This is a genomic window from Paracoccus liaowanqingii (assembly GCF_004683865.2).
Classification (GTDB): domain Bacteria; phylum Pseudomonadota; class Alphaproteobacteria; order Rhodobacterales; family Rhodobacteraceae; genus Paracoccus; species Paracoccus liaowanqingii.
In genome coordinates this window covers 2,402,084-2,424,947 of record NZ_CP038439.1, presented here as the reverse complement: position 1 = coordinate 2,424,947, position 22,864 = coordinate 2,402,084, and the positions used below count along the sequence as shown (strand labels likewise).

The following is a 22,864-nucleotide window of genomic DNA, read 5'->3' as shown; positions in this document are numbered from 1 at the left end:
TGAAATATGTTCCTGTTTCGTTCTTTTGGCACAGCCTGCGGCATCCTGTCGAGTCCCTGCCTGCAACCTTGACCTTTTGTCCTGCCCGACAGGGTGTCGCTGCCCCGTGACCGGGCAGGCGCGGCCGTTGCGCGCAAGCGCCGGCGAGGGGCTGGCCCCGGATGCCGTTGCAGGCCATCCTGCCCGCGATCCGCGCCGCGCGGAGCGGAGGCCGCCATGACCCGACCGATCCTTGTCTTCGACGTGAACGAGACGCTGCTGGACCTGGACCACCTGTCCCCGCTGTTCGCCGACCTGTTCGGGGACGGCGCCGTGATGCGGGACTGGTTCGCGCAGCTGATCCTCTATTCCCAGACCGTCACCCTGTCCGGGCTGCACAGCGATTTCGCGACGCTGGCGGGCGGGGTGCTGCGGATGATCGGAACGATCCGGGGGGTGCGGATCACGGAGGACGACATCGCGCGGCTGCGCGCTGCCCTGGGGTCGATGCCCGCCCATCCCGATGCGGCGGACGCGCTGGCCCTGCTGCGCGACCACGGCTTTCGCATGGTGACGCTGACGAACTCGCCGCCCTCCGACGGCCCCTCGGCGCTGCAGCGTTCGGGCCTGGGGCCGTACTTCGAACGGGCGTTCAGCGTCCAGCCCTCGGGGGCTTCAAGCCTGCGCCGCAGACCTACGGGCTGGTGTCCGAGGCGCTGAAGGTGCCGCCATCGGCGCTGTGCCTGGTGGCCTGCCATGTCTGGGACACGATCGGGCTGCAGGCCCTGGGCGGCAAGGGGGCGCTGGTCACGCATGGGGTGAACGCGCCGCTGGTCGTGCCGGGCCTGCCGCAGCCCGACCTGACCGCCCCGGACCTGACCGCGCTGGCCCGGCTGATCGTGCGGAACTGGGGCACATGACCCGCCCCGGCCCGGCGCGACGGCCCCCCGGGGCGTCCCTTCGGGGACCTTGCGGATGACACGGCCGCTGCTGCTGATCGGGCTTCTGGCCGGGGCCGCCGCGCTGGCCTGGCTGCTGCAGGGCCAGCTGACCGGCCCCGAGACCCTGCGCGCGCAGCTGGCCGCCATCGGGGACCTGCGCCGCGATCACCCGCGGGCGGTCGCCCTGGGCTTCTGTCTGGCCTATGTGGCCGTCACCGCCCTGTCGCTGCCCGTCGCGGTCTGGCTGACGCTGGCCGGGGGGGCGCTGTTCGGCTTCTGGCAGGGGCTGGCGATCGTGTCCGTCGCCTCGGCCCTGGGGGCCACGCTGGCCTTTCTGGCGGCGCGCTATCTGCTGCGGGACTGGGTACGGGTGCGGTTGGGCGCGCGGGTGCAGGCGGTCGAGGCGGGGCTGCGCCGCGACGGGGCCTTCTATCTGTTCTCGTTGCGGCTGATCCCGGTGGTGCCGTTCTTCGCCGTGAACCTGCTGATGGGGCTTGGCCCGATGCGGGTGCGGACCTTCTATGCCGTCAGCCAGCTGGGGATGCTGCCGGCGACGGCGGTCTACGTGAACGCGGGCACGCAGCTGGCCGCGCTGGACAGCCTGTCGGACATCGCCTCGCCCGCCCTGCTGGCCTCGTTCGCGGCGCTGGCGCTGTTTCCCTGGATCGCGCGGGCCGGGCTGGCGCTGTGGCGGCAGCGCGCGATCACCGCCCGCTGGACGCGGCCCAAGCGCTTCGACCGCAACCTGGTGGTGATCGGCGCGGGCGCGGCGGGGCTGGTCTCGGCCTATGTGGCGGCCGCCGCGCGGGCGCGGGTCACCCTAGTCGAGGCGAAGGCGATGGGCGGCGACTGCCTGAACACCGGCTGCGTGCCCTCGAAGGCGCTGATCCGCAGCGCGAGGCTGGCCCATCAGATGCGCCATGCGGGGGACTGGGGCCTGACGGACACGCCCCCCGCCATCCCCTTTGCCCGGGTGATCGCCCGCGTGGATCGCATCATCGCCGACATCGCCCACCATGACGGCATCGCCCGCTATCGGGGGCTGGGGGTCGAGGTGCTGCAGGGCCAGGCGCGGCTGGTCGATCCCTGGACGGTGCAGGTCACCGCCCCCGAGGGCGGCGTGCAGCGGCTGACCACCCGGGCGGTGATCCTCGCCACCGGCGCCCGGCCCGTCCTGCCGCCGCTGCCGGGGCTGGATCTGGTCGATCCGCTGACCTCCGAGACGCTGTGGGACCTGCTGCGCGACCGGGCCGAGGCGCCGCGGCGGCTGGTCGTGCTGGGCGGCGGCGCGATCGGCTGCGAGATGGCGCAGGCCTTCGCCCGGCTCGGGTCCCGCGTGACCCAGATCGAGGCCGCGCCCCGGCTGCTGGCGCGCGAGGATCCCGAGGTCTCGGCCCTGGTGCGGGACGCGCTGCAGGGCGACGGGGTGCGGGTGCTGACCGGCAATGGGGCCGTCCGCTGCGGCCGAGACGACGAAAAGTGGATCGAGGTCGAGGGCACCGGCCGCATCCCCTTCGACGAGATCCTCGTCGCGGTCGGCCGCCGCGCCCGGCTGACCGGCCTGGGGCTGGAGGATCTGGGCATCCCGACCGAGTCCAGCCTCGACACGAACGCCTACCTGCAGACCCGCTTTCCGCATATCCTGGCAGCGGGCGACGTGGCGGGGCCGTGGCAGTTGACCCATGCCGCCGCCCATCAGGCCGGGATCGCCACCGCCAATGCCCTGCTGGGCGGGCTGTGGCGCCTGAAGGCCACCGGCCAGGCGATGCCGCAGGTGATCTTCACCGACCCCGAGCTGGCCCGCATCGGCCTGTCCGAAACCGAGGCGCGCGACCAGGGCGTCCCGCACGAGGTCACCCGTTTCGATCTGGCGGGGCTGGACCGCGCCCGGACCGAGGGCGCCGCGCGCGGCATGGTCAAGGTGCTGACCCCGCCGGGCAAGGATCGCATCCTGGGCGTGACCATCGTGGCCGAGAATGCGGGCGAGATGATCGCCCCCTTCGTGCTGGCCATGCGCCACGGGCTGGGCCTGTCCAAGATCCTGGGCACGATCCACGCCTATCCCACCTGGTCCGAGGCCGCCAAGGCCACCGCCGGCGCCTGGCGCCGTGCCCATGTCAGCCCGCGCGCCCTGGACCTGGCCGCGCGGGTCCACCGCTGGAGGCGCGGATGATCGATGCCCGACTGCAACCTTTGCTGCGCGCCGCGATGCACCCGCCCGCGCGCTGGCTGGCCCGGCGCGGCGTCCGGGCCGATACGCTCAGCATCGCGGGCTTTGCCTTGGGCCTTCTGGCGGTGGGGGCGCTGGCCTTCGGCTGGTGGCTGGCGGCGGCGGCGCTGATCGCGGCCAACCGGCTGATGGACGGGCTGGACGGCGCGGTGGCGCGCATCGCGGGGCCGACCGATCGCGGGGCGTTCCTGGACATCGCGCTGGATTTCGTCTTCTACGCGCTGGTGCCCCTGGGCTTCGCGCTGCAGGATCCGGCGGCGAACGCGCTGCCCGCGGCGGTGCTGATCGCGGCCTTCGTGGGCACCGGATCGTCCTTCCTGGCCTTCGCCGCCATCGCGGCCAAGCGTGGGCGCCAGGCCGAGGCCTTTCCGTCCAAGGGCATCTACTATCTGGGCGGGCTGACCGAGGGGTTCGAGACGATCGTCCTGTTCCTCGCCATGTGCGCCTTTCCCGGCAGCTTCCCGCTGCTGGCGGGGATCTTCGCCGCCGCCTGCGCGGTCACGACACTGCTGCGCTGGCACCAGGGCTGGACGGCCTTCGACTGAAAGCGCCGGCAGGGCGCCGTCACCCCCCGCGCAGACCGGCGATGAAGCGTCGGTCGATGCGGTCCTTCCAGCGCCACAGCCACGGCCCGTGCAGGGTCATCCCGCGCCATTCCGCCAGCGCCGTCCGCCCGCCAAGCGAGACGATCTTCAGGGCATGGCGCTGCGGATCGTGGCGTTCCGGCGCCCTGCCGCGATGCAGGGCGATCACGTTGCGCGCCAGCACCGGCGCCTGCCGGACCGCGAAGACCCCGGCCTTGGGGCGCGGGGCGTGCATCATCGCGGCGCAATCCCCGGCGGCGAACAGCATAGGATACCCCTCGACCTGCAAGCTGGGGGTGACGCGCACGAAGCCCGCGCCGTCCACCGGCAGATCGCGTGCCCACCAGCCCTGCGCCCGCGCGCCGGCCACGCCCATCGTGAAGGCGCTGTCGATCCGCGCCCCGTCCTGCAGGATCACCTGCCGGTCCGTGACCTCCGCGACCTGCACCCGCACCCGCACCCGCACCCCGGCGCGGTCCAGCGCGCGGCGCAGAAGCGCCTGCGCCCGGGGCCCCAGGCTGGCCACGAGGGTGGGCCCGGCCTCGATCAGCGTGACCGCCCCGGCCCGGCGGTGGGCCAGCGCCAGGGCCAGCTCGACCCCCGCCACCCCGCCGCCGATGATCGCGGCGGGCGCGCCCGGCGGCAGTCGCGCCAGCCGGGCCAGCGCGCCGTCCAGAGGCTTGACCGGGACCGCATGTCGCTCGAAGCCCGCGATCTCGGGCATGGCGGCCTGGCTGCCCAGATCTAGCACGGCCAGATCATAGGCAAGGCGCCGATCTTCGCTCAGCCGGACCTCGCGCGCGGCGGGATCCAGCCCGGCCACCCGCGCCTGCAGGAAGGCGATGCCGTGCCGGACCGCGACGGCAGCCAGATCGACGCTCAGGTCGGCGGGCGCGTAATGCCCCGCCACATGGCCCGGAAACATCCCCGAATAGATCGCATGGCTTCCCGCATCGACCAGCGTGATGCGCGCCCGGGGCAGGCCCGCGCGCAGCAGGGGGACCGCCAGCAGGTTCGCATGTCCCGCCCCCAGCAGCAGGATCCGCGGGGCATCGCCGCCGGGCATGGGCACCTCTTCTCCGTGTCGCGGGCCAGACTGCGGGGCTTTGGCCGCGCGATCAAGCGGCACGAACAGCGCATCGCATCGGCCGCGCCCTCGGGGCGGCGACCCCGGCCCGCACCTGCGCCGCGATCAGGCCGAGGCGCGGATGCGGCAGGGCCTCCGGACCGGTCGCCGCCCCGGCAGTCCGGAACGGCGAGGCCCCTTCGCAGCCCGACCCCGTCAGGCCTCAAAATAGCCCAGGATCCGCTGGACCTCGTCGCGGTCGCCCATGGTCACGCCGACCCGCTGGTGCAGGGCCTGCGGCTGGATGTCCAGGATCGTGTGGTTCTCCTCGTAGGCCAGGCCGCCGGCCTGCTCGATCAGGAAACCCATCGGATTGGCCTCGTAGAGAAGCCGCAGCTTGCCCGCCGCATTGGGGTTGCGGCTGTCCCAGGGGTACATGAAGACCCCGCCGCGCTTGAGGATGCGGTGGATGTCGGCCACCATCGACCCGGTCCAGCGCATCCCGTAGTCATGGCCCAGGGGGCCGTCCTTGCCCGCCATGCAGTCGTCGATATAGCTGCGCACCGGCTGGGACCAGTGGCGGCGGTTGGACATGTTGATCGCGAATTCGCGCTTGCCCTTGGGGATGCGCAGGTTTTCTCCGGTCAGCTCCCACGCGCCCATCGTCCGGTCCAGCGAGAACTCGTAGACGCCGGTGCCGACCGACAGGACCAGCAGCGTCTGCGGACCGTAGAGCGCATAGCCCGCCGCGACCTGCCGCCGCCCGGGCATCAGGAAATCCGCTTCCGTGGGGGTGCGGCCCGAGATGTCGGCTGGCGCCTCGACCACCGAGAAGATCGTGCCCACGGACAGCGCCACGTCGACATTGCTGGATCCGTCGATCGGATCGAACATCATCAGGTATTCGCCCATCGGATAGCGGTTGGGCACCGGATGGATCGTGTCCATCTCCTCCGAGGCCATGGCGGCCAGGTGCCCGCCCCATTCGTTGGCCTCCAGCAGCATCTCGTTGGCCATCACGTCCAGCCGCTTCTGCGCCTCGCCCTGCACGTTGATCGCGCCCTCGTCGCCCAGAAGCCCGTCGGTCCCCGCCTGGTTGACGGTATAGCCGATGCGCTTGCAGGCCCGCGCCACGACCTCCAGCAGCAGCCGCAGCTGCCCGGGCAGGGATTCGTGCTCGCGCTGCTGCTCGACCAGAAACTGTGTCAGGCTTTTCCGACGCATGGATGTCTCCTGTAATCTTGGTGCCGCAGGACGCCCTGCGCGGATCGGGCGATCCCGGGCACATCCTTGTCGCGTCCCGCCGGGACTGGCAAGCCGGCGCGGGGCCGAGGGGCGGCGGCTGTCACCGATTTGCAGGAATGGCCTCCGGGGCGCGCGCGCCACCTGACGTTTGCGAAAGGAAGGGGAACTTCGGGGCCGGCATCCGGCTTCCCCGCCTCTGGCCGAACGACCGGCCCAGACATCCAGACGAGAGATTTCACGACATGAACGACATGGCCCGCCGCGCTGACGGTGCACCCGATGCAGCCTCCTCGATCGAGGAGGCCGACAAGGACGTCGCCGGCAAGGCCGCCCGCCATCGCGATCACCCCGCGGTCAGGGCCCTGGGGGCCGTCAGCGAGATCGCCGACCAGACTCCGCTGGCGCTGGTCTGCGCGGGTGTGACGGTTGCGGGCGTGCTGACGGGCCGACCCCGCCTTGCGCGGACGGGGCTGGACATGATGGCCGCCCATGTGCTGGCCAACCTGATCAAGAGGGCCATCAAGAACCGGGTGCGCCGCACGCGGCCGAACAAGATGATCGAGAAGCGGACCTATCGCTTCGAGCCGGACGAGGGGCAGGGGGGCGATGAATCCTCCTTCCCGTCCGGCCATACGGCCGGCGCCGTCGCCGTGGCGACAGCCATGGCCTGCAATCTGCCCCGGACGTCGGTTCCCGTGCTGCTTGCCGCGGCGGTCGTCGCGGGCATCCAGGTGCCGCGGGCCAAGCATTACCCGATGGACGTGGCCGCAGGGGCGGTGCTGGGCCTCGCCTCGGCGCTGGTCGTCCGCGCCGTGTCGTCCAAGGCGTGGCGCATGGTGGAGTCGTCCCAGGGGACGATGCGATCCTTGAAGGACCGGTAGGGTGGCAGGCGGGGAAGCTTCAGCTTCCCCGCCCGATTGCTGGACCCTGCCCGCGGACGCCGAATGTCACCTGGGCTCGGGCGCTGCCGCCGGTCAGGCAGGCGCGGCGGTCGGGCTGACGTTTCGCCCTGCCCATTGCACGGACCACTTCGGTCAAGGGCTAGCTGACCCGATATCGAACGTGGACAGGGATTTGCGTCTGCCGCGATCATGTGGGGGAGGTTGCAGGGGAGAAAGAGGCAGACATCACCCTGGAAAGTCGCATCGACGACTTGGGAAGGATGTCTGGTGGAGCCAAGGGGAATCGAACCCCTGACCTCTTGAATGCCATTCAAGCGCTCTACCAACTGAGCTATGGCCCCACCGTGAAGTCCGCGAGGCGCCTCAGCGCCGCCGCGTGTGGGGTCTATAGGGGGGGGCGCCGAGGGGTGCAAGCGGAAAACTTCGCCCTTTGCGGTGCAGACCGGAAAATCCGGTCCGGGGCCGGTTCAGGGCCAGGTGCGAGGGCTTTGAAGTCCTTGGGGCAGGGGCAATGGCCGGGCTCGGCTCTTGGCCGGTTGGCATCGGCACCGGATCATCGCCCCCGTCCCGGACCCGCCTCCGGCAACGACAAAGGCCGCGCCTTGGGGGCGCGGCCTTCGGGGTCATTCCTCTTCGTCGCCGGCGACATCGGCGATGTCGTCCAGCGACACGTCGCCGTCGTCATCATCCTCTTCCAGCAGGTCGTCGTCGATCTCGCCGGCATCGTCGGCGACATCCTCCTCGTCGTCGACCAGTTCGTCGTCATCGGTGGGGGCCACGGTCTTCTCGGTCACCAGCGTCTTGCCGCGGCCGTCTGTCAGGCTGTCCACGGTAAAGCGGTTGCTGCAGGCCGGGCAGGTCATCGGATCCGCCTTCAGGTCGTAGAAGCGGGTGGCGCAATGCGGGCACAGGCGTTTGGTGCCCCATTCTTCTTTGGGCATGGTATTCTCCTTCAGCCGCGATTAGGGGAAATCGGGCGATCCCCTGCCACAGCGGCCGGAGGGTGTCAAAGGCTTTATCTGGCAGGCCGGGGCGGGCATGGCAAGCGGCGATCAGCGGATCATCCTCGAAGACGGGCTGGAGCTGCGGCTGCGCCGCTCGGCCCGGGCGCGGCGCATGACGCTGCGCGTGCCCCGCGACGGATCGGGCGCGGTGCTGACGCTGCCCCCGGGCGTGCCGCTGGCCCAGGGGCGCGATTTCGCCCTGTCGCGCCAGGACTGGCTGCGCCGGGCGATGGGGCGGCTGCCGGGTCTGCGGCTGGCCCGCCCGGGGGCGGTCCTGCCGGTCGAGGGACGGGCGCTGGTCCTGACCCCTGCCGCCGTCCGCCGCCCCGAGCCGCAGGGCGATGCACTGCTGATCCCCGAAGGCCGCCCGGCGGGGCCGGTGGTCGCCGCCTGGCTGAAGCAGCTGGCGCTGATCCGGCTTCGGGCGGCCTGCGACGGATTCTCGGCCCGTCTGGGGCGACCCTATCGCGCCATCGTGCTGCGCGACACGCGCTCGCGTTGGGGCAGCTGCACCCAGGACGGGCGGCTGATGTTCTCGTGGCGGCTGGCGATGGCGCCGCCCCTGGTGCTGGACTATGTCGCCGCCCACGAGGTCGCGCATCTGGCGCATATGGACCACTCGGCCCGATTCTGGGCGCAGACCGAGGCGCTGATGCCGGGCCACGCGCCCCATCGCGCCTGGCTGAAGGCAGAGGGCGGCGATCTGATGCTGTGGCGCTTCCGCGATTGACGGCACCGCGATTCGTGATCACATCAGGATCATGAGCCCGACCGACCCCACCGCCCATGAACGCCTGTATCGCAGCCTGCGCAGCCAGATCATGCTGGGCGAGCTGCCGCCGGGCAAGGCGCTGACCCTGCGTGGCATCGCCCGCGACCATCACCTGTCGATGACGCCCGCGCGCGAGGCGGTGCGCCGGCTGGTGGCCGAGGGGGCGCTGACGCTGTCGGGCTCGGGCCGGGTGGCCACGCCCGCGCTGTCCGACGACCGGATCGAGGAACTGGCCGCGCTGCGTGCCCTCATCGAGCCCGAGCTGGCCGCGCGCGCATTGCCGCGCGCGCATTTCGCGCTGATCGACCGGCTGGCCACGATGAACGGCCGCATCGCCGACGCGGTCGAGCGGCATGACGCGGTGGGCTATATCCGCTGCAATCTGGATTTCCACCGGATGCTGTACCTGCGCGCCCAGGCCCCGGCCATGCTGGCGATGCTGGAGACGATCTGGCTGCAGCTGGGGCCGACGATGCGCGCCCTCTACGGCCGGGTGAAGCGCAACGAGCCGCCCCGCCATCACCGCATGATCCTGGCCGCGCTGCGGGCGGGCGACGAGCCGGCGCTGCGCCTGGCCGTGCGCGCCGACGTGACCCACGGGCTGAGGCACTTGACCTCGGCCTGAGCGGACAAGATCCACGAAAGAGAAAGGGGGGCGCTGCCCCCCGTCCTTCGGACTCCCCCCGGGATATTTCTGCCAAGATGAAATCGTCCTTTCATCTTGGCAGAAGTATCCCACGGGGGGTCGCCGGACGGGGCGCCACCGGTTCGAGAGCCGTTCGGCGACGGGTGTGAAACCCCCGGCTTTGGACCGGCCTGTCAGCCGGCCGGACTCGCGGGCGGCGCGCCCATCGTGCCGAAGCGCAGGTTGGGCAGGGTCGAGGGGATGATGCGGGTGTATTTCGTGCCCTCGATCGAGGCGCCGGCGATCAGGCCGGATTGGCCGAAGATCATCGCGACCACCGGGAATTGGGCCGAGAAGGTGTCGGCGCCCACCGCCATGCCGCCCGAGGGGATGGCATAGAAGGCACCCGCGCCGGCGGTCCAGCCGGGGGCGGCGCGGAAGGCGGCCAGCGACTGGTCGGTCTGGAAGATCAGCACATGCGCGTATTGCTGCGCGCCCGCCTGCAGGCCTACGGTGGCGCGCGACGAGGAATAGTAATCGACCGTCTGACCGCCGATCCTGAGCGCGCCTTGCCCGTAGGCGCCGCCGAAGCCGAGCGCGGCCTCGGTCATCAACGGCATGTAGAGGACGCCGCGCGCACCCTCCAGCAGGGGCTGGGCGGCGGGATAGGTGCCGATCAGATACTGATGCGTCTGATCGACGCGCGCGTCCAGCTGCGCCGCGCCGTCGGTGCCCACCGCGTTGGTGCAGCCGGCCGCCAGCAAAGCGGCGCCGCCCGCCAGCAGCAGGTTGCGGCGGGACAGGTGATGGGGATTGCTCATGTGTCGCCTCGTGTCGGGGTGCGGGGCTCGTCGCGGCCCGTTGCGCGGCAGGATACGCGAGGGTGCCGCGTCACGCCAGCATCTCGGCGACGGTGGGCGCGAAATAGCTCAGCACCCCATCGCAGCCTGCCCGCCGGAAGCTCAGAAGGCTTTCCACCATCGCATCGCGCGACAGCCAGCCGTTGCGGATCGCGCCTTCGATCATCGCGTATTCGCCGCTGACCTGATAGGCGAAGGTGGGGGCGCCGAACTCGTCCTTGACCGCGCGGCAGATGTCCAGATAGGGCATGCCGGGCTTCACCATGACCATGTCGGCGCCCTCGGCCAGATCGCGGGCGACGCAGCGGATCGCCTCGCCCCGGTTGGCGGGGTTGATCTGATAGGTCTTCTTGTCGCCTACCAGCCGCCCCGAGGCACCGACCGCATCGCGGAACGGGCCATAGAAGGCCGATGCGAACTTGGCGGCATAGGACAGAATCGCCACGTGCTGATGCCCCTCGCGTTCCAGCGCGGCGCGCAGGGCGGCGATACGACCGTCCATCATGTCGCTTGGCCCCAGGATGTCGGCGCCGCATTCGGCCTGGATCAAGGCCATGCGGACCAGCGCCTCGACGGTCTCGTCGTTCAGGATCTCACCATCGACGACCAGCCCGTCATGGCCGTTGGCGTTATAGGGGTCCAGTGCGATATCGGTCATCACCACCAGATCGGGGACGGTCTCCTTGATAGCGCGGATGGCGAGGTTGCCGATATTGTCGGGGTCCCAGGCACGGGCGCAATCCTCGGTCCGGCTGGACTGGTCGGAATGGGGAAAAATGCAGATGGCGGGGATGTTCAGCCGCGCCGCGCGTTCGGCGGCCCGCTTGGCCCCGTCCAGCGTCAGCCGTTCCACGCCGGGCATCGAGGCGATCTCGCCTTCCGCCCCCGCGACCTCGGTCACGAAGATCGGCCAGATCAGGTTGGCGGGGGTCAGGTTTCGCTCGGACACCATGGCGCGGATATTGGCGGTGCGGCGCAACCGGCGCAGGCGCGTGGCGGGGAAGGGGGCGATGATCGGACTGGCCATGCGGGCCTCCTGTGACAGCGGTGGGACAACCGGGGCGCTTTTCCTTGGTCGAAACCCGTTCTAAGGTCGCCGGCAGCCAAGGACAAGGAACTGCCCGTGCCGCAATTCGACAGCCTGATCGGGCTTCTGGACAGCAGGTCCTTCACGACGATCTGGTACTGGCTGGCCCTGATCGGCATGTGGTCGGCCGCGGGCCGCACCGTGCTGGGCGTGCCCTCCGAAGTGCTGGCCCGCGCCAGATCCGCCCAAGGCGAGGGCGAGGGGCAGGGCCCGGCGGTCATCACCCTGCTGGACTGGCTGTCGCTGGTGCTGCCCCGCTGGCGGCTGGGCCCGCGCGAGGGGGCGGTGTTCCTGGGCGTGACCAGCTTCCTGATGACCTCGCTGATCGTGCTGGGATTCGTCTTCTGGCTGGAGCTGGCGCAGGCGCTGGTCCTGCTGCTGGTGCCCTTCTGGATGCTGTTCTGGATGCGCGTGCGGCTGGCGCGGCGCCTGTTCCCGCTGATCGCGGCCGCGCAGGACGGCGGCGCCCCGGTGGCCGAGGCGGCGCTTGGGGTGTCGAGGGCGATGACCTGGCACCGGCGGTGGGTCACGGTGCTGTCGATGGTCTCTGTCGCGCTGGCGGCCCTGTGGGGGGCGCTCTGGTCGGTCATTCACCCGGTGGGGTTCTGAGGTGCGCTTGACTTCCCCGCCCACCGCCTTAGGTCAGCAGCCATGTCCGACCAGCTGATCCTTTCCGGCGCGCCCGAGGGCTATGACGCCGCCCTGATCGCGCGCGAGGCGCTGCGCCCCGAGAACCGGGGTGCGCCCGTCATCCATATCGCCCGCGATGATCGGCGTCTGGCCGCCACCCGCGCGGCGCTGGCCTTTCTGGCGCCGCAGCTGCCGGCGCTGGATTTCCCGGCATGGGACACGACGCCCTATGACCGCGTCTCGCCCGCGCCCGAGATCCAGGCGGCGCGCATGGCCACGCTGGCCGGGCTGGCGCAGGGCCGCGTCAAGGGGCCGTTCGTGCTGCTGACCACGCTGAACGCGGTGCTGCAGCGCGTGCCCGCCCGCAAGCTGGTCACCGGCACCGCCTTTGCCGCCCGCGTGGGCGACCGCATCGACGAGGCCGCCTTGCGCGATTTCCTGGTCCGGATGAGCTTTGCGCAAAGCCCCACCGTGACCGAGCCGGGCGATTACGCCGTGCGCGGCGGCATCATCGACATCTTCCCCCCCGGCGCCAGCGGGCCGATCCGGCTGGATCTGTTCGGCGACGTGCTGGACGGCGCGCGGCGTTTCGACGCGGTCACGCAGCGCACCACCGAGAAACTGGACCGGATCGAGCTGGCGCCCATGTCCGAGGTGATCCTGGACGAGCCCTCGATCACCCGGTTCCGGCAGGCCTATCGCACCGAATATGGCGGCGGCAGCAGCGATCCCCTGTACGAAAGCGTCAGCGCGGGCCGCAAGACCGCCGGGATGGAACATTGGCTGCCCTGGTTCCATGACCGGATGGAGAGCCTGTTCGACTACCTGCCCGGCGCCTCGGTGGTGCTGGACGACCATGTGGGCCAGGTGATCGACGCGCGGCGCAAGACCATCGCCGAACAGTTCGACGCCCGCCGCGCGGCCATGTCCGCCAAGGGCCGTGCCGACACGGTCTACAAGCCCGTGCCGCCCGACGCGATGTTTCCGACCGAGGCCGAATGGGCGGCTTGGCTGGCCCCGCACCGGGTGCTGCGCCTTTCGGTGCTGCAGCAGCCGCCCGGGCCGGGCGTGCTGGATGCGGGCGGGCGCCCGGGCCGCAACTTCGCGCCCGAGCGGCAGGCCGAGCAGATCAACCTGTTCGGCGCGCTTGCCACCCATATCAAGACGCTGTCCAAGACCCACCGCGTGGTCATCGCCAGCTTCTCGGACGGCGCCCGCGACCGGTTGTCGGGCCTTCTGACGGACGAGGGGCTGGCGGGCGCGACCCCCATCGCCGATCTGCGCGACCTGCCCCAGACCCCCGGGTCCATCGGGCTGACCGTCTGGCCGCTGGACGAAGGCTTCGTGGCCGACGGTGCGGCGCTTGGCAGGATCGCGGTCATCTCGGAACAGGACGTGCTGGGCGACCGGCTGATCCGGGGCGCCAAGAAGCGCCGCAAGGCCGAGAATTTCCTCAAGGACACCCAGACCCTCAGCCCCGGCGATCTGGTCGTGCATGTCGAACACGGCATCGGCCGCTATACCGGCATCGAGACGATCATGGCGATGAAGGTGCCGCATGACTGCGTGGCGCTGGAATATGCGGGCGGCGACCGGCTGTACCTGCCGGTCGAGAACATCGAGCTGCTGACCCGCTATGGCCACGAGGAGGGCATGCTGGACCGCCTTGGCGGCGGCGCATGGCAGGCCCGCAAGGCGCGCCTCAAGGAACGCATCAAGCTGATCGCCGACAAGCTGATGCGGGTGGCCGCCGAACGCCTGCTGCGTCCCGCCCCGGTGCTGATCCCCGAGGATCACGACTGGCAGGCCTTCGCCGCGCGCTTCCCCTACAGCGAAACCGACGACCAGCTGTCGGCCATCGAGGACGTCTCGGACGATCTGGGCGCGGGCCGCCCGATGGACCGTCTGGTCGTGGGCGACGTGGGCTTCGGCAAGACCGAGGTCGCCATGCGCGCAGCCTTCATCGCCGCGAGCCAAGGCATGCAGGTGGCCGTGGTGGCGCCGACGACCCTGCTGGCGCGCCAGCATTATCGCAGCTTCGTGGACCGCTTCCGCGGCACGGCGATCACCGTGCGCCCGCTGTCGCGCTTCGTCAGCGCCAAGGATGCGGCCCTGACCCGCACCGGCCTGTCCGATGGCAGCGTCGACATCGTCGTGGGCACCCATGCCGTGCTGGCCAAGGCCATCCGCTTCAAGAACCTCGGCCTGCTGATCATCGACGAGGAGCAGCATTTCGGCGTGGGCCACAAGGAACGGCTGAAGGAGCTGCGCTCCGACATCCACGTCCTGACCCTGACCGCCACGCCCATCCCCCGCACGTTGCAGCTGTCGCTGACCGGCGTGCGCGACCTGTCGGTGATCGGCACGCCCCCGGTCGACCGTCTGGCGATCCGCACCTATGTCAGCGAGTTCGACAGCATCACCATCCGCGAGGCGCTGCTGCGCGAGAAATATCGCGGCGGGCAGTCATTCTTTGTCGTCCCGCGCCTGACTGACCTGCCCGATGTGGAACACTGGCTGGCCGAGAACGTCCCCGAGATCAGCTATATCGTGGCCCATGGCCAGCTGGCGGCGGGCGATCTGGACGGGCGCATGAACGCCTTCTACGACGGCAGCCATGACGTGCTGCTGGCCACGACCATCGTCGAATCAGGGCTGGACATCCCGACCGCCAACACAATGGTCGTCTGGCGCGCCGACATGTTCGGGCTGTCGCAGCTCTATCAGATCCGGGGCCGGGTGGGGCGGTCCAAGGCGCGCGCCTATGCCTATCTGACCACCAAGCCGCGCGTGCCCCTGACCCCGCAGGCGATGCGGCGGCTGAAGTTCCTGGGCAGCATCGACGGACTGGGGGCGGGGTTCAATCTGGCATCCCAGGATCTGGATCTGCGCGGCGCGGGCAACCTGCTGGGCGATGAGCAGTCCGGCCATATCAAAGAGGTCGGGTTCGAACTGTACCAGCAGATGCTGGAGGAAACGATCGCCAAGCTGAAATCCGGAGAGCTGGAGGGCACGCCCGAGGATGAATGGGCGCCCCAGCTGAACCTGGGCGTGCCGGTGACCATTCCCGACAGCTACATCCCCGATCTGGACGTGCGGCTTGGCCTCTATCGTCGTCTGGCCGAGCTGACCAGCAAGGTCGAGCTGGAAGGCTTTGCCGCCGAGCTGATCGACCGCTTCGGCCCGCTGCCGCGCGAGGTGAACACTCTGCTGCTGGTCATGCGCATCAAGGCGATGGCCAAGCGGGCCAACATCTCGCGCCTCGATGCCGGGCCCAAGGGCGTCACGGTGCAGTTCCACATGGACAAGTTCCCCAACCCCGCCGGGCTGGTCGATTTCCTGTCCGACGAGCGCGGCTCGGCCAAGGTCACCGACAACAAGGTGGTCCTCAAGCGCGAGTTCACCACGGACGCGGAACGGATCAAGGGCGCCTTCGCGGTGGCCCGCGACCTGGCCGCCAAGGTGCGCGAGGGCGCGGCCCGGCATGCCGCGAAGAAGGCCGCCGACAAGGCCGGACCCAAGGCCGTCACCCGGGCATGATCCGCTTCGACCATGGCCCCTTGGGCGGGGGCACGCAGTTCACCGCGCCGCAGACGGTGATCCGCGCCGACACGGCGGCGGGGGTCGGTCCCGCGCTGGCCGCGATGCAGGCGGCCACCGCACGGGGCTGCTGGCTGGCGGGCTATCTGTCCTATGAGCTGGGCCATGCGCTGACCCCGCGCCTCGCCGACCTGATGCCCGACGACCGGCAGATGCCGCTGATCCTCATGGGCGTCTTCGACGCCCCGCGCCCCGCGCCGCCTTTGCCGCCGGCCGAGGCTGTGAGCATCGGCGCCCCGCGCCCGCTGTGGGACCGGGCGCGCTACGACGCGGCCATCGCGGCGGTGCAGGACTACATCGCGGCGGGCGACACCTATCAGATCAACCTGACCTTCCCGATGGAGGCCCGCGTGACGGGCGATCCGCTGGCGATCTATGCCGCGCTGGCGGCGCGCCAGCCGGTGGGCGAGGGGGCCTTTGTCGATTTGGGCGGCCCGGTGATCCTGTCGCGCAGCCCCGAGCTGTTCTTCGCCGTGGACGCCGACGGCACGATCCGCACGCGCCCCATGAAGGGCACCGCCCCGCGCGGCGCGACGCCCGCCACCGACCGCGCCGCCGCCCTGGCCCTGCAGGGGTCCGAGAAGAACCGCGCCGAGAACCTGATGATCGTCGATCTGCTGCGCAACGACATCAGCCGCATCTGCCATCCCGGAAGCGTCCGCGTCCCGCAGCTGTTCCATATCGAGCAGTATGCGACGCTGCACCAGATGGTCTCGACCGTCGAGGGGCGGATGCTGCCCGGCACCGGGCTGGCGCAGATCCTAGGCGCGCTGTTTCCCTGCGGCTCGATCACCGGGGCGCCCAAGATCCGGTCCATGCAGATCATCGCCGAACTGGAACAGGCCCCGCGCGAGGTCTATTGCGGGGCCATCGGATGGGTCGATCCGGCGGGGCCGATGCGCTTCGGCGTGGCGATCCGCTCTCCCTGGATGGTCGAACCCAGCCTCTTGCGGCTGAACGTGGGGGGCGGCATCGTCCATGACAGCGACGCCGCATCCGAATGGCAGGAGGCTTTGTGCAAATCCGCATTCCTGGCCCCATTCCCGACGGCCTGACCGTCTTCGAGACGATGCGCCGCGAGGCGGACGGGCGCATCGTCCTGTGGCCCCTGCATCTGGCACGGCTGCGGCGCGGCTGCGCGGCGGTGGGCTTTCCCTTGGACGAGGCGCGGCTGGCCCCTGCGCTGGCCGCCCTGCCGCAGGGCGCGGTGCTGCGGACCCGGCTGGCGGTGGACGGGGCCGGCGAGGTGGCCGTGACCCATGCGCCGCTGCCCGCCAACCCGCCCCTCTGGCGCGTGATCCTGTCGGACCTGCGCCTCGACCGGGACGACCCCTGGCTGCGCCTCAAGAGCAGCCGACGCCCGGTCTATGACGTCGCCCGCGCCGCCCTGCCGCCCGGGATGGACGAGGCGCTGCTGATGAATACCCAAGGCGAACTGTGCGAGGGCACGATCACCTCGCTGTTCCTGCGCCAAGGCGACCGTCTGCTGACCCCGCCGCTGGATTGCGGCCTTCTGCCGGGCGTCCTGCGCGAGAGCCTGCTGGCCACGGGCGCAGCCATCGAGGCCGTCCTGCATCCTGAGGACTTGCCAAGGGGAGAGCTATTCTGCGGCAACGCCCTGCGCGGCCTGATCCCTGCGCGGCTGGCCTGACGGCCGATCCTTGGCTGGAAAGGGGGGATGTGTCTGCCAGATCAAAACCTAAGGGGATTGATTGGCTCCGGCGGTAGGGATCGAACCTACGACCAATTGATTAACAGTCAACTGCTCTACCGCTGAGCTACGCCGGAACACGGGGCGGATATAACAACCCCGCCCGGGGGCGTCCAGAGCCGTTTGGCGCTTTTGTGTCATGCGGCCGAAAAAATCGTTCTTTCGGAAATTTCCTCCGGAAAATCAACGGCCCCCAGCTGTGCCAGCGCGATCAGGTGGGCCAGCACGTTGCGCGCGGCGGCGGGCAGCAGCGGATCGGGCACCGCATAGATGCGCCGGGCCAGCCCTTGGGCGGAATCGCTGGACTGGCGCAGGGCCGCCAGGATCTGCGTGGTGCGGGCGCGGCGATGATGGGCCAGTTCGGCCAGGCGGAGCAGGGGGGCCTCGATCGCCGCGCCATGCGTGGGACGCAGGCGGCGCGGCGCCAAGGCGACCAGCCGGTCCAGCGAGCGCAGGTAATCCCCCAGATCCCCGTCGGGGGGTGAGATCAGCGTCGAGGACCAGCCCATCACCAGATCGCCGCAGAAGATCTGCGCGCCCCACTGGAAACTCAGATGGCCTGCGGCATGGCCGGGCGTGTGCAGCGCGGTCAGCTGCCAGTCGGGGGTGGCGATCACCTCCCCGTCGGCCAGCAGGCGGTCGGGCGCGAAATCGTGATCCAGCCCCTCGCCCCCCGCGACCAGCCCGCCCGCCGCCAGCCGGGCCATCAGGGGGGCGCGTCCCGCCTGCGCATCGCCATAGGCCAGCACCGGCGCCCCGGTCAGCCGCGACAGGCGGGCCGCGCCGGCGCTGTGGTCGCGATGCGCATGGGTGACCAGGATATGGCCGATGCGGTCGCGGCCCGCCCGGGCGACGGCGTCCAGGTGGTCTGCGTCGTCGGGGCCGGGGTCGATCACCGCGACATGGTCCTGGCCGATCAGGAAGGTCGTCGTGCCCGGCCCGGTCAAGGCCGAGGGATTCGGGGCCAGGATCTGCAGCGGCTCTTTCGCGGGGTCGCACATGGCGCTAGCCTAGCGCGCGACGGAGGGGGTTTCCATGTCCAACCAGTCTGACGGACCGATCGCCCGGACCCTGGTGCCGCGCGGCCTCTATGCCCGCGCCGCGCTGATCCTGTTCCTGCCGGTGGTGGTGGTCACGCTGGTGGTCAGCGTCATGTTCCTGCAGCGCCATTTCGAGGGCGTCACCCGGCAGATGACCGCCAGCATGTCGCACGAGCTGGCCTTCGTCGCACGCCTGATCGACAGCGCCTCCAGCCCCGAGGCGGCGCGCCGGGCGGGCGTCTCGGTCGCCCGGCCGCTGGAGCTGACGCTGGAACTGCCCGCCAATCCGGTGGCCCAGGACCAGCGGCTGTTCTACGACTTTTCCGGCCGCGTGGTGACGCAGGTGCTGCGCGAGGCGCTGCCCCGGGTCCTGTCGATCGATCTGGCCAGCGACGACAAGCGGGTGGTCGTCGCGCTGGAGGGGCCGACCGGCCCCTATGCGCTCAGCTTCGAGCGGCGGCGGGTCAGCGCCTCGAACCCGCATCAGCTGCTGGTGCTTATGGTGGCGACCTCGCTTCTGATGACCGGGATCGCCACGATCTTCCTGCGCAACCAGCTGCGCCCGATCCGGCGCCTGGCCTCGGCCGCCGAGGATTACGGCAAGGGCCGCATGGTGCCCTATCGCCCGCAGGGCGCGGCCGAGATCCGCAGCGCCGGCACCGCGTTCCTGGACATGCGCAACCGGCTGGAACGCCAGAACGAACAGCGCAAGCTGATGATGTCGGGGATCAGCCACGATCTGCGCACGCCCCTGACGCGGCTCAGGCTCAGCCTGTCGATGGTCTCGCCCGACATGCCCCCCGATGCCGAGGAGATCGCCGCGATGGAGGCCGACATCGCCGAGATGAGCCGCATGGTCGACGGCTTTCTGGACTATGCCCGCGACGAGGCGCAGGACCGGCCGCCCGAGCAGGTCTCGGCGGTGGGGTTTCTGGAGACCATCGTGGCCGATGCGCAGCGCGCCGGCCAGCCCGCGGCCCTGGTCCAGTTCGAGGGCGACCGCGCGGGGATGGCCACCTGCCGCCCCGACATGCTGCGCCGCGCGCTGGAGAACCTGATCGGCAATGCCGTGCGCTATGGAAGCCGGGCCGAGATGGACGCCGCGCTCGGTCCCCGCAGCCTGCGCATCGGAATCGAGGATGACGGCCCCGGCATCCCCGAGGACAGCCTGGACGCGGCCATGCGCCCCTTCACCCGGCTGGACCCGTCGCGGCGCAGGAACAGCGCGCAGGGGGCCGGGCTGGGGCTGGCCATCGCCGCCGACGTGGCCCGCGCGCATGGCGGGCAGCTGCGCCTTGGCCGGGGCCCGCGCTTGGGCGGGTTGCGGGCCGAGATCGTCATTCCCCGCTGAGGGCGGCCTCGGCCCGGGGTCGGGCGGACCCGAACGCACATCAACTGCATTTATACTGTCATATTGAACGCGGACGATGCTGGCCCTAGATTGAACGCATGCAGGGGCCGCGTGTCGCCATGACGGGGCCGCGGCTTCGGGCGGAAAGGACAAGACCATGACGGAATTCACCACCCAGACCTACCCGGTGCTGCCCTTGCGGGATATCGTCGTCTTCCCGCACATGATCGTGCCCCTCTTCGTGGGACGCGAGAAATCCGTGCGCGCGCTGGAGGCGGTGATGGAATCGGACAGCCCGATCCTTCTGGCCGCGCAGATGGATGCGGCGGTGGACGAACCCACCGAGGAAGGCATCTATCGCGGCGGCGTGCTGGCCAATGTGCTGCAGCTGCTCAAGCTGCCCGACGGCACCGTCAAGGTGTTGGTCGAGGGCCGCGAGCGGGTGCACATCACCGAATTCGTGCCCCATGACGATCACTTCATGGCGACCGCCATCGCGCTGGAGGAGACCACCGGCGACGAGGCGACCGTGACCGCGCTGGTCCACACCGTGTCCGAGGAATTCGAGCGCTACGTCAAGGTGCGCAAGAACATCCCCGACGAGGTCGTGACCGCCGTGTCCGAGGCGACCGAGCCCGGCAAGCTGGCCGATCTGGTCGCGGGCCACATGGGCATCGATCTGGACCGCAAGCAGGACCTGCTGGACACGCTGGAGATCTCGGCGCGTCTGGAGAAGATCTACGGCCACATGCAGGGCGAGATGTCGGTCCTGCAGGTCGAGAAGAAGATCAAGTCGCGCGTCAAGACCCAGATGGAGAAGACGCAGCGCGAATACTATCTGAACGAACAGATGAAGGCGATCCAGAAGGAACTGGGCGACGGCGAGGACGGCCAGAACGAACTGGCCGAACTGGAAGAGAAGATCTCGGCCACCAAGTTCAGCAAGGAGGCCCGCGAAAAGGCCGACAGCGAGCTGAAGAAGCTGAAATCCATGTCGCCCATGTCCGCCGAGGCGACGGTCAGCCGCAACTACCTCGACTGGCTGCTGGCGCTGCCGTGGGGCGTGAAGTCGCGCACCCGCAAGGATCTGGGCCGGGCCGAGGCGATCCTCGACGAGGATCACTACGGTCTGGACAAGGTCAAGGAACGCATCGTCGAATACCTGGCCGTGCAGGCCCGCAGCACCAAGCTGAGGGGCCCGATCCTGACGCTGGTCGGTCCTCCGGGCGTGGGCAAGACCTCGCTCGGCCGGTCCATCGCCAAGGCGACGGGGCGCGAGTTCATCCGCATCTCGCTTGGCGGCGTGCGTGACGAATCCGAGATCCGGGGCCACCGCCGGACCTATATCGGCTCCATGCCCGGCAAGATCATCCAGGCGCTGAAGAAGGCCAAGACCACCAACCCGCTGATCCTGCTGGACGAGATCGACAAGATGGGTCAGGACTTCCGGGGCGACCCGGCCAGCGCCATGCTGGAGGTGCTGGACCCGGAGCAGAACTCGACCTTCGTCGACCACTATCTGGAGGTCGAGTACGACCTGTCCAACGTCATGTTCGTGACCACGGCCAACAGCTACAACATGCCCGGCCCGCTTCTGGACCGGATGGAGATCATCCCGCTCTCGGGCTATACCGAGGACGAGAAGCGCGAGATCGCGCGCGGTCACCTTCTGGACAAGCAGACCAAGGCCAACGGCCTGCGCAAGGGAGAGTTCAGCGTCACCGACGCGGCGCTGACCCACATGATCCGCTACTACACCCGCGAGGCCGGTGTCCGCTCGCTGGAGCGCGAGATCGCGAAGCTGGCCCGCAAGGCCGTGACCGAGATCCTCAAGGGCAAGGTCACCTCGGTCGAGGTGACCCCCGAGAAGGCCGAGGAGTACCTGGGCGTGCGCCGCCACCGCTACGGCCTTGCCGAGAAGGAGGATCAGGTCGGCGTCGTGACCGGCCTGGCCTGGACCTCGGTCGGCGGCGATCTGCTGCAGATCGAGGCGCTGCGCCTGCCGGGCAAGGGCCGGATGAAGACCACCGGCACGCTTGGCGACGTGATGAAGGAATCGATCGACGCGGCGAACAGCTTCGTGCGCTCGGTCGCGCCGGAGATCGGGGTCAGGCCCCCGGAATTCGACAAGCGCGACATCCATGTCCACGTCCCCGAGGGCGCCACGCCCAAGGACGGCCCCTCGGCGGGCGTCGCCATGGTGACCTCGGTCGTCTCGGTGATGACCGGCATCCCGGTCCGCAAGGACGTCGCCATGACCGGCGAGGTCACGCTGCGCGGCCATGTGCTGGCCATCGGGGGCCTGAAGGAAAAGCTGCTCGCCGCGCTGCGCGGCGGCATCAAGACGGTGCTGATCCCGCAGGACAATGAAAAGGACCTCGTCGAGATCCCGGACAACGTCAAGGAAGGGCTGACCATCATTCCGGTCAGCAATGTCCGCGAGGTGCTGCGCCACGCCTTGGTCCGCCAGCCGGTGGCGGTGGAATGGGACGAGGCCGCCGAGGAGGCGGCCGAGGCCGCCCGCATCTCGGGGCAGCGCCCGAATGACGGGGCCGGCAGCGCCGTCGCGCACTGACCGACCGCAAACCGATCGGTCAAATCCGATCCCAAGCCGGGGGCGTCATGCGCCCCCGGCCTTTTTTTGATCGCGGCGAAAGAGTTGACGCAAGGTCATTTTGCGATAAACTGTTCGGACAAGTGTGCAGAGTAACAGGTGCGCGGACATGTCAGTCGAAACCACCGATGCCGAAGGCGGGGCAGGGATGCCGCCCCCGCTGTCGGCGCTGCCCGATCCCCATGCCGCCACCGTGGTGCCCAAGCGCGACTTCATCGACCGCGTCGTCGCCGCCACCGGCACGCGCCGCGCCGAGGCCCGCCCGATCATCGAGGCGACGCTGGACCAGCTGGGCCAGATCCTCTCCTCGGGCCAGACGCTGGCCGTCCCGCCCCTGGGCCGGGCGCGAATCAATCTGGAACGCGACGCCCGGGGCGGCGACGTGATCACCCTGCGCCTGCGCCGCCGCGCCAGCCCCGCCGCCCCTATCGTCGTCGAAAAGCCCTGAGCCCTCTTGCAACGCCCGCCGCCTGGCGCTAGAAGCCAGCCCGACGGGTGATTAGCTCAGTGGTAGAGCGCTTCGTTCACATCGAAGATGTCAGGGGTTCAAATCCCTTATCACCCACCATCCCCTTTCCGGCTGCGGGGGATTCCCGTTGCCCCAGCAGGCCCGGACCATTCCC

At 70.1% G+C, this 22,864-nt stretch carries 20 protein-coding genes and 3 tRNA genes; 15 read left to right on the top strand and 8 right to left on the bottom strand.

Annotated elements, in window-relative coordinates; translation table 11 throughout:
* Window positions 1-216 precede the first annotated feature (216 nt).
* The 4 genes from E4191_RS11665 to E4191_RS11655 are packed head-to-tail and all read left to right on the top strand — an operon-like array spanning window position 217 to window position 3,695.
* Entirely contained in the window at window positions 217-699 is a 483-nt protein-coding gene (locus E4191_RS11665; protein WP_228461279.1) for an HAD family hydrolase, read from the top strand.
* A 2-nt stretch (window positions 700-701) separates the two neighbouring features.
* On the top strand, window positions 702-899 hold the full coding sequence (locus tag E4191_RS24175) for an HAD family hydrolase (protein WP_228461277.1): 198 nt from the start codon (window positions 702-704) through the stop codon (window positions 897-899).
* A 55-nt stretch (window positions 900-954) separates the two neighbouring features.
* Window positions 955-3,093, top strand: coding sequence for an FAD-dependent oxidoreductase (locus tag E4191_RS11660; RefSeq protein ID WP_135313556.1), 2,139 nt, complete (start codon window positions 955-957; stop codon window positions 3,091-3,093).
* Window positions 3,090-3,695, top strand: coding sequence for a CDP-alcohol phosphatidyltransferase family protein (locus E4191_RS11655; protein ID WP_135313555.1), 606 nt, complete (start codon window positions 3,090-3,092; stop codon window positions 3,693-3,695). The genes E4191_RS11660 and E4191_RS11655 overlap by 4 nt, the downstream gene beginning before the upstream one ends.
* A 19-nt stretch (window positions 3,696-3,714) precedes the next feature.
* On the opposite strand, the gene E4191_RS11650 is transcribed toward E4191_RS11655, so the two are convergent.
* Window positions 3,715-4,800, bottom strand: coding sequence for an FAD-dependent oxidoreductase (locus E4191_RS11650; protein ID WP_135313554.1), 1,086 nt, complete (start codon window positions 4,798-4,800; stop codon window positions 3,715-3,717).
* Between the two features lie 216 nt (window positions 4,801-5,016).
* Entirely contained in the window at window positions 5,017-6,024 is a 1,008-nt protein-coding gene (locus E4191_RS11645; RefSeq protein WP_135313553.1) for a class 1 fructose-bisphosphatase, read from the bottom strand.
* Between the two features lie 263 nt (window positions 6,025-6,287).
* Here E4191_RS11645 and E4191_RS11640 point away from each other — a divergent pair, with 263 nt between their 5' ends.
* Window positions 6,288-6,926: a phosphatase PAP2 family protein gene (locus tag E4191_RS11640; RefSeq protein ID WP_176562705.1), complete on the top strand. Its 639-nt coding sequence runs from the start codon at window positions 6,288-6,290 to the stop codon at window positions 6,924-6,926.
* A 286-nt stretch (window positions 6,927-7,212) separates the two neighbouring features.
* Here E4191_RS11640 and E4191_RS11635 read toward each other — a convergent pair.
* Window positions 7,213-7,288: transfer RNA gene (locus E4191_RS11635), tRNA-Ala, on the bottom strand.
* Window positions 7,289-7,570: 282 nt separating this feature from the next.
* Window positions 7,571-7,888 carry an FYDLN acid domain-containing protein gene (locus tag E4191_RS11630; RefSeq protein WP_135313551.1) on the bottom strand — a complete coding sequence of 106 codons (318 nt, stop codon included), beginning with the start codon at window positions 7,886-7,888 and terminating at the stop codon, window positions 7,571-7,573.
* Between the two features lie 97 nt (window positions 7,889-7,985).
* Between E4191_RS11630 and E4191_RS11625 the strand changes: the two genes are divergently transcribed.
* Together E4191_RS11625 and E4191_RS11620 are read left to right on the top strand one after the other, a co-directional pair.
* Entirely contained in the window at window positions 7,986-8,681 is a 696-nt protein-coding gene (locus tag E4191_RS11625; protein ID WP_135313550.1) for a M48 family metallopeptidase, read from the top strand.
* A 31-nt stretch (window positions 8,682-8,712) separates the two neighbouring features.
* Window positions 8,713-9,348, top strand: a complete 636-nt coding sequence (locus E4191_RS11620) for a GntR family transcriptional regulator (RefSeq protein WP_135313549.1) — start codon at window positions 8,713-8,715, stop codon at window positions 9,346-9,348.
* A 194-nt stretch (window positions 9,349-9,542) separates the two neighbouring features.
* On the opposite strand, the gene E4191_RS11615 is transcribed toward E4191_RS11620, so the two are convergent.
* Both E4191_RS11615 and hemB read right to left on the bottom strand, forming a co-directional pair.
* A complete protein-coding gene (locus E4191_RS11615; protein WP_135313548.1) occupies window positions 9,543-10,169 on the bottom strand; it encodes a lipid-binding SYLF domain-containing protein in 627 nt (208 codons plus the stop codon).
* Between the two features lie 70 nt (window positions 10,170-10,239).
* Entirely contained in the window at window positions 10,240-11,235 is a 996-nt protein-coding gene (gene hemB, locus E4191_RS11610; protein ID WP_135313547.1) for a porphobilinogen synthase, read from the bottom strand.
* A 96-nt stretch (window positions 11,236-11,331) separates the two neighbouring features.
* On the opposite strand from hemB, the gene E4191_RS11605 reads away from it, so the two are divergent.
* Genes E4191_RS11605 through E4191_RS11590 form a run of 4 tightly spaced genes read left to right on the top strand, consistent with a single transcriptional unit; the run spans window position 11,332 to window position 17,176 of the window.
* Window positions 11,332-11,904, top strand: a complete 573-nt coding sequence (locus tag E4191_RS11605) for a hypothetical protein (RefSeq protein ID WP_135313546.1) — start codon at window positions 11,332-11,334, stop codon at window positions 11,902-11,904.
* 42 nt (window positions 11,905-11,946) lie between these two features.
* Window positions 11,947-15,465: a transcription-repair coupling factor gene (gene mfd / locus E4191_RS11600; RefSeq protein ID WP_135313545.1), complete on the top strand. Its 3,519-nt coding sequence runs from the start codon at window positions 11,947-11,949 to the stop codon at window positions 15,463-15,465.
* Window positions 15,462-16,580 carry an aminodeoxychorismate synthase component I gene (locus tag E4191_RS11595; RefSeq protein ID WP_135313544.1) on the top strand — a complete coding sequence of 373 codons (1,119 nt, stop codon included), beginning with the start codon at window positions 15,462-15,464 and terminating at the stop codon, window positions 16,578-16,580. The genes mfd and E4191_RS11595 overlap by 4 nt, the downstream gene beginning before the upstream one ends.
* Window positions 16,541-17,176 carry an aminotransferase class IV gene (locus E4191_RS11590; RefSeq protein ID WP_228461275.1) on the top strand — a complete coding sequence of 212 codons (636 nt, stop codon included), beginning with the start codon at window positions 16,541-16,543 and terminating at the stop codon, window positions 17,174-17,176. The genes E4191_RS11595 and E4191_RS11590 overlap by 40 nt, the downstream gene beginning before the upstream one ends.
* 62 nt (window positions 17,177-17,238) lie before the next feature.
* Here the strand turns inward: E4191_RS11590 and E4191_RS11585 are convergent.
* Window positions 17,239-17,313 (bottom strand) — tRNA-Asn (locus E4191_RS11585).
* A 60-nt stretch (window positions 17,314-17,373) separates the two neighbouring features.
* Window positions 17,374-18,237 (bottom strand): MBL fold metallo-hydrolase, encoded by an 864-nt coding sequence (locus E4191_RS11580; RefSeq protein WP_135313542.1) that lies wholly within the window; start codon window positions 18,235-18,237, stop codon window positions 17,374-17,376.
* Window positions 18,238-18,271: 34 nt separating this feature from the next.
* Here E4191_RS11580 and E4191_RS11575 point away from each other — a divergent pair, with 34 nt between their 5' ends.
* From E4191_RS11575 to E4191_RS11560, 4 genes are all read left to right on the top strand, one after another.
* Window positions 18,272-19,627, top strand: coding sequence for an ATP-binding protein (locus E4191_RS11575; protein WP_135313541.1), 1,356 nt, complete (start codon window positions 18,272-18,274; stop codon window positions 19,625-19,627).
* Between the two features lie 157 nt (window positions 19,628-19,784).
* Window positions 19,785-22,202 carry an endopeptidase La gene (lon, locus tag E4191_RS11570; RefSeq protein ID WP_135313540.1) on the top strand — a complete coding sequence of 806 codons (2,418 nt, stop codon included), beginning with the start codon at window positions 19,785-19,787 and terminating at the stop codon, window positions 22,200-22,202.
* A 148-nt stretch (window positions 22,203-22,350) separates the two neighbouring features.
* Complete coding sequence (locus E4191_RS11565) at window positions 22,351-22,689, top strand: HU family DNA-binding protein (protein ID WP_228461273.1); 339 nt, start codon at window positions 22,351-22,353, stop codon at window positions 22,687-22,689.
* A gap of 45 nt (window positions 22,690-22,734) precedes the next feature.
* Window positions 22,735-22,809: transfer RNA gene (locus E4191_RS11560), tRNA-Val, on the top strand.
* Window positions 22,810-22,864: the final 55 nt, after the last annotated feature.

Excerpts from the sequence above, each read along its gene's own strand:
- lon (WP_135313540.1), top strand. The coding sequence starts at position 19,785 with ATGACGGAATTCACCACCCAGACCTACCCGGTGCTGCCCTTGCGGGAT.
- E4191_RS11655 (WP_135313555.1), top strand. The coding sequence starts at position 3,090 with ATGATCGATGCCCGACTGCAACCTTTGCTGCGCGCCGCGATGCACCCG.
- E4191_RS11575 (WP_135313541.1), top strand. The coding sequence starts at position 18,272 with ATGTCCAACCAGTCTGACGGACCGATCGCCCGGACCCTGGTGCCGCGC.
- E4191_RS11640 (WP_176562705.1), top strand. The coding sequence starts at position 6,288 with ATGAACGACATGGCCCGCCGCGCTGACGGTGCACCCGATGCAGCCTCC.
- E4191_RS11580 (WP_135313542.1), bottom strand. The coding sequence starts at position 18,237 with ATGTGCGACCCCGCGAAAGAGCCGCTGCAGATCCTGGCCCCGAATCCC.
- E4191_RS11645 (WP_135313553.1), bottom strand. The coding sequence starts at position 6,024 with ATGCGTCGGAAAAGCCTGACACAGTTTCTGGTCGAGCAGCAGCGCGAG.
- E4191_RS11650 (WP_135313554.1), bottom strand. The coding sequence starts at position 4,800 with ATGCCCGGCGGCGATGCCCCGCGGATCCTGCTGCTGGGGGCGGGACAT.
- E4191_RS11625 (WP_135313550.1), top strand. The coding sequence starts at position 7,986 with ATGGCAAGCGGCGATCAGCGGATCATCCTCGAAGACGGGCTGGAGCTG.
- E4191_RS11565 (WP_228461273.1), top strand. The coding sequence starts at position 22,351 with ATGTCAGTCGAAACCACCGATGCCGAAGGCGGGGCAGGGATGCCGCCC.
- E4191_RS11620 (WP_135313549.1), top strand. The coding sequence starts at position 8,713 with ATGAGCCCGACCGACCCCACCGCCCATGAACGCCTGTATCGCAGCCTG.
- E4191_RS11630 (WP_135313551.1), bottom strand. The coding sequence starts at position 7,888 with ATGCCCAAAGAAGAATGGGGCACCAAACGCCTGTGCCCGCATTGCGCC.
- mfd (WP_135313545.1), top strand. The coding sequence starts at position 11,947 with ATGTCCGACCAGCTGATCCTTTCCGGCGCGCCCGAGGGCTATGACGCC.
- E4191_RS11660 (WP_135313556.1), top strand. The coding sequence starts at position 955 with ATGACACGGCCGCTGCTGCTGATCGGGCTTCTGGCCGGGGCCGCCGCG.
- E4191_RS11615 (WP_135313548.1), bottom strand. The coding sequence starts at position 10,169 with ATGAGCAATCCCCATCACCTGTCCCGCCGCAACCTGCTGCTGGCGGGC.
- E4191_RS11665 (WP_228461279.1), top strand. The coding sequence starts at position 217 with ATGACCCGACCGATCCTTGTCTTCGACGTGAACGAGACGCTGCTGGAC.
- E4191_RS11595 (WP_135313544.1), top strand. The coding sequence starts at position 15,462 with ATGATCCGCTTCGACCATGGCCCCTTGGGCGGGGGCACGCAGTTCACC.
- hemB (WP_135313547.1), bottom strand. The coding sequence starts at position 11,235 with ATGGCCAGTCCGATCATCGCCCCCTTCCCCGCCACGCGCCTGCGCCGG.